The sequence below is a fragment of the Clostridium beijerinckii HUN142 genome, from assembly GCF_000621745.1.
GTDB lineage: Bacteria > Bacillota > Clostridia > Clostridiales > Clostridiaceae > Clostridium > Clostridium beijerinckii_A.
Genome location: NZ_JHXK01000056.1, coordinates 1 through 5,544, shown reverse-complemented (window position 1 = coordinate 5,544; position 5,544 = coordinate 1). Strand labels below are relative to the sequence as shown.

Genomic DNA, 5,544 nt, shown 5'->3' with positions numbered 1-5,544 from the left:
ATGAGTATAGCCTTAAATTCACTATCTAAATACAAAACAAGAGATTTGCCAAGTTTAACTGAATATATAAAGAGAAAAGGTGTACTTCCTAAGAAGTTAGTATTCTCCCTTGCATCCTTAATAGAATTCTATAAAGGAAAAAGAGGAGAAGAAGATATTCAACTAGCAGATGATGAAGATATATTAGAATTATTTAAGGAATTATGGGAAAAACATGATGGAACAAAAGAAGGAATAAACAAAATTGTAACATCCGTTCTTGCATACGAAAAGAATTGGGGAAGTAATTTAAATGAAATTCCTAATTTAACTGATGAAGTTTCAAGATATCTAGAAATAATTGAAAAAGTAGGAATGAAAGACGCTGTTAAAGAAGTCTTATAATGAAGTTTATTACCATGCAATTAAATTTTCTTAATTGCATGATAAATAAATATATATAAAATATGAATAATAAGGAGGTAAATAAATGAGTTTTGATGAAAATTGTTTTTATTGTTCAAAGAATCAAGATTTAGATTCTTTAATGATTAAGATTTGTGATTTGGATGTATCAACAGTATATTTGTTTAAGGAACAAACTTATAGTGGAAGATGTAACGTTGTTTATAAGGAACATAAAAGTGAAATAGGGGATTTGACTGAAGAGGAAGCAGCAGCTTTCATAAATGATGCTAGAAAGGTAGCTAAAGCAATCCATAAAGCGTTTAACCCTGATAAAGTAAATTATGGAGCATTTGCTGATACGATGAAACATCTTCATCTTCATATTGTACCTAAATATGAAGGAGGTCCATCGTGGGGGAAAACTTTTGAGATGAATCCACAAAAAGTATATTTAAGCGATGATGAATACCAAAACCTAATTTGTAAAATAAAAGAGAATTTATAATATTGAATTAATGAATAAAAATTAATTAAATTAAAGATACGGAGGAAAAAGAATGTTAAATTCTGTTGACAAAAATGCACCAACTAATGCTAATAATGGAAACGTTAAATTAAGTTTAAGAGAAAAAATTTCTTATGGTTTTGGAGATTTTGGTAATGGATTTATGTTTGACTTAGGTCAATCATATCTGACAAAGTTTTTCATAGATACATGTGGAATTAGTGCTGGAGCAGTTGGAGGAATATTTGCATTTACAAAGATATTCGATGCATTTATGGATCCATTAGCAGGATCGCTGATAGATAGTAGAAAAGCAGGTAAATTAGGAAAATTTAGACCTGTAATGATGATTTCAAGTATAATTCTTGCATTGCTTACAATTATTACTTTTACTATGCCTGATATGCCACTTTCATCTAAGATTATATACGGTTATGCAACATATATGATTTGGGGTCTTGTGTACTCATTCACTAATGTTCCTTATGGATCGTTAGCATCAGTTATGACAAGGGATGTAGAGGATAGAAGTCAGTTGGCTACATTTAGACAAGCAGGTTCATTAGGAGCGCAATTAATAACAGGGGTAGCTTTTGTACCTATTCTTATGATGTTTAGTGATAAAAAAGTTGGTTATCCAGTTGCAGCTGCAGTTATGGCTGTTATAGGAGTTATTTCATTCTTTATCTGTTTTGCCAATACAAAGGAACACGTTGTAGTTAATAGAGAAGGCAAGTCAGAAAAAGCATCTGCTAAAGATTATTTCAGGGTTGTATTTACAAATAGACCATTACTATGCTTAATTCTTATGCAATTATTTACAATATCAGCTATGAACACTAATAACCAAATGATGATTTTCTTTTGTCAATATAACTTAGGGGATATTAAACTTCAACCAAAAGTTAATGGTATAATGATAGGATGTTCTGTAATAGGTATATTCGCTATTCCGTTCTTAGTAAAACATTTTGGTAAAAAGAAAACAGCGATTGCAGGACTATTGATTGGAATTGTAGCTAATGGATTGAACTTTGTAATACCAACAAATCCAACAACTTTTACGGTTCTTGTTACAATTGGATACGTAGCATTAGCTATTCCAAATGGAGTTACTTGGGCATTCGTAACAGATGCAATTGACTATGGTCATTGGCATACTGGAATACGAAAAGAAGGCGTAACTTATGCTGCATTTAACTTCTCAAGAAAAATTGCACAATCTATGGCAGCACTTGTTAGTGCAAGTGTATTAGGCATGACTGGATACGTTGCAAATGCACAACAAAGTGCAGAAACATTACTTGGAATTAAGGGAGCAATGACATTATATCCAGCAGTAGCTTTAGCTTTGGCTGCTCTTGTAGTAGGTATATTACACAACTTACCAGATGACAAGTATAGAAAAGTTGCTCAAGACTTACAAGAAGGAAAATGGGAAAAAGGAATTTTAGAATAATAACGACATAGATAAATACTCTGATATTTATTTATGAATAATAAAACACTATCAACTTATATTTTGAGAGTTGATAGTGTTTTATATTTTGTATTCAATAAAATTTAGATACTTGTAAAAAACTGTTAACGTTCACAAAAAAGTATTGCATATTTTTAAAATTGATATTATAATAGAAATATAACTTAAATAATTTTTAACTAAAATTGTTCACGTTAACAATTGTTCGACCTCTAATTGTTAGCGTGAACGAATATGGTTTATTGTATCAAAATACTTATAAATAGTAATTTGATATAGAGATTAAAGGAAAAATGTTTTGATATATAAATAAGCTATAAGACTTATTTAATATATAGCACAGTTCTTAAAAATACAGAAGATCAATAAGTATAGACTTTAAAATAATATAGAATTCTTCAAACCCATAATTTTCATACTATAATTTATTAATAATATTTTAAGTTAACCATTTTAAGAACTGTGTATTTAATTGATTATAATAACACAAAATAGGATCATTAAAAAATAAATACTGAAAGCTATACTATATAAGTATTCTAAAAAATTTAATTGATTAGAGTTTAATTTAGGATGTTAAGAATTTAAACTAAATAATTTTATTATCTAGAACTTTATATATTTATTATAAAAATATTAATCAAAAAAAGAATCTGAGGTGTAACAATGAGACGAGAAGAAATTTTGAAAAATATAAAAGAAGCAGGAGTTGTCGCAGTTGTGAGGGGAGATTCAAAAGAAGAAGCTCTTAAAATCGTAGATGCTGTTTCAAGAGGTGGAGTAAAAGTAATGGAGCTTACTATGACAGTTCCAAATCCTGTTGAAGTGATTAAAGAAGTCGCTGAAAAATATAAAGGCACAGATGTAACTGTTGGAGCAGGAACTGTATTAGACAGCGAGACAGCAAGAGCTTGTATTTTAGCAGGAGCACAATTTATTGTAAGCCCAAGTTTAGATATTGATACTATAAAGCTTTGTAACAGATATAAGATTCTAGTTATGCCGGGAGTAATGACTGTTAAGGATGCTATTACAGCTTTTGAATATGGTGTTGATGTGGTCAAAATATTCCCAGCTAATCTCTATGGCCCATCAGTAATTAAATCATTTAAGGGTCCGCTTCCTCAAGGGGATTTTATGCCAACAGGTGGTGTTAGCGTAACTAACTTACATGAGTGGATTGAAGCAGGAGCAGTCGTAGTAGGGACTGGAGGCGATTTAACTAAAGGCGCAAAAACAGGTGATTATGATTTGGTTCAGAGAACTGCTACAGAATTTATGAATGCATATAGAAAAGCGAAGGAGAATATCTAAAATGGATGTTTTAACTTTTGGGGAATCAATGGTTGTATTTAGTCCTAATATTAGTGGTCCGTTGAGACACGTTAATACTTTTTCTAAGTCACTTGGTGGTGCTGAATCAAATGTTGCTACTGCCATTGCGAAATTAAATCATAGCGCGGGCTGGTTCTCAAAAGTTTCAGATGATGAATTCGGAAGATTTGTTATAAGTGCCATAAAAGCAGAAGGAGTAGATACATCAAGAGTAATAATTGATAAGGAGAGAACTACAGGACTTCTTTTTAAAGAGCGTTATCAACGTAGTAATCCCAATGTATATTATTATAGAAAGAATTCTGCTGCAAGTAGCTTGTCACCAGAGGATATAGATGAAGAATATATTAAGCAGGCTAAAATTCTTCATATTACTGGTATAACACCAGCCTTATCAGAGAGCTGTAGAAGAACAGTGTATAGAGCAATAGAGATAGCCAAAGAAAACAATATACTAGTATCGTTTGATCCTAATATTAGACTTAAATTATGGACGATTGATGAAGCTAAAAAGACTTTGGTGGATATTGCTAGTAGGGTGGACATTGTAATGCCTGGATTAGATGAAGCAGAACTTTTATTAGGATTAACTAATGAAGATGAAGTAGCAGATTTTTTTTTAAAAAAGGAAGCAAAAATAGTCGCAGTAAAATTGGGTGCAGAAGGATGTTATATAAAAGATAAAAAAGAAGGAGTCAAAGTTTCAGGATATAATGTCTCAGATTTAATTCAAGATACAGCTGGAGCAGGCGATGGCTTTGCAGCTGGATTTTTAGCTGGATATTTAGAAAAACTACCACTAAATGAAATTGGACAATATGCTAATGGCGTTGGAGCTATGGCAACATTGGTGCAAGGTGATATGGAGGGGTATCCATATTATGAACAGCTTATGGAATTTATAGGAAAAAAGCAGGGCGTTGAAAGATAGAGTTTTATAAAATAAATAGCACTATATTTCTAAATATGGAAAATGTCAATGTTATTAAAAAGATTTTCTCCATATAAAATGCTAATTAGATTTAAGGATAAGTAAAGAGGATTATTTTGATAATTAAATTTTAAGTGTATTCTATCTCTAAATTATAAACTTTAAATAATATTTAAAATAAACTTTTACTTATCTTTAATAAGCTATAGATTCAAATTGCTATTAATGATTGAGGTGACTCAAATAGTAAAGTAATAATATTTGCATTGTAAATTGTTCATTGAAATTAGTTTAGGATATTTTTAATAAAGAAAAACTTAGGGGGAATAACTAATGAAATTAAATAAGGAACTATACAAAGATTTTAAGACTTATCCTGAGAAAGTATTACAATTTGGGGAAGGAAATTTCCTAAGAGCATTTGTTGATTGGCAAATTGACAAAATGAATGAAGAAGCAAATTTCAATGGAAGTGTTGTAGTAGTACAGCCCCAAGAAGGCGGACTAGTTAATATGCTAAATGAGCAAGATGGGTTATTTACTCTTTATCTTCAAGGTGTTCAAGGCGGAAAAGCTATAAAAACACATAAAGTAATCAATAGTATAAGTAGAGGGATTAATCCTTATAGAGATTATAATGAATATTTAAAAGTTGCAGAAAATCCAGAATTGAGATTTATAGTGTCAAATACAACAGAAGCAGGAATTGCTTTTGATAAGAATGATAAATTAAATGAAGGATGTCAAAAAAGTTTTCCGGGTAAGTTAACTTCATTTTTGTTTCGTAGATTTACTGCGTTTAATGGGGACAATAGTAAAGGTTTTATAATAATCCCATGTGAGCTTATTGATAGAAATGGTGAAAAACTTAAAGAAATAGTATTAAAGTATGCAGAAATATGGAAT

At 30.4% G+C, this 5,544-nt stretch carries 4 protein-coding genes and 2 pseudogenes; all 6 read left to right on the top strand.

Features of this window, described 5'->3' with window-relative positions; genetic code table 11:
• Positions 1–384, top strand: a pseudogene (locus T483_RS0118160) (tagaturonate reductase); the annotation flags it as partial.
• A gap of 85 nt (positions 385–469) precedes the next feature.
• Positions 470–892 (top strand): HIT family protein, encoded by a 423-nt coding sequence (locus T483_RS0118155; protein WP_026888108.1) that lies wholly within the window; start codon positions 470–472, stop codon positions 890–892.
• 52 nt (positions 893–944) lie between these two features.
• On the top strand, positions 945–2,351 hold the full coding sequence (locus T483_RS0118150; RefSeq protein WP_026888107.1) for a glycoside-pentoside-hexuronide (GPH):cation symporter: 1,407 nt from the start codon (positions 945–947) through the stop codon (positions 2,349–2,351).
• Between the two features lie 687 nt (positions 2,352–3,038).
• A complete protein-coding gene (locus T483_RS0118145; protein WP_026888106.1) occupies positions 3,039–3,686 on the top strand; it encodes a bifunctional 4-hydroxy-2-oxoglutarate aldolase/2-dehydro-3-deoxy-phosphogluconate aldolase in 648 nt (215 codons plus the stop codon).
• 1 nt (position 3,687) lies between these two features.
• On the top strand, positions 3,688–4,638 hold the full coding sequence (locus T483_RS0118140) for a sugar kinase (protein WP_026888105.1): 951 nt from the start codon (positions 3,688–3,690) through the stop codon (positions 4,636–4,638).
• Positions 4,639–4,971: 333 nt separating this feature from the next.
• Positions 4,972–5,544 (top strand): annotated as a pseudogene (locus T483_RS0118135) (tagaturonate reductase); the annotation flags it as partial.

Bases quoted from the DNA above. Each gene is read 5' to 3' on its own strand.
- T483_RS0118155 (WP_026888108.1), top strand. From the start codon at position 470: ATGAGTTTTGATGAAAATTGTTTTTATTGTTCAAAGAATCAAGATTTA.
- T483_RS0118150 (WP_026888107.1), top strand. From the start codon at position 945: ATGTTAAATTCTGTTGACAAAAATGCACCAACTAATGCTAATAATGGA.
- T483_RS0118145 (WP_026888106.1), top strand. From the start codon at position 3,039: ATGAGACGAGAAGAAATTTTGAAAAATATAAAAGAAGCAGGAGTTGTC.
- T483_RS0118140 (WP_026888105.1), top strand. From the start codon at position 3,688: ATGGATGTTTTAACTTTTGGGGAATCAATGGTTGTATTTAGTCCTAAT.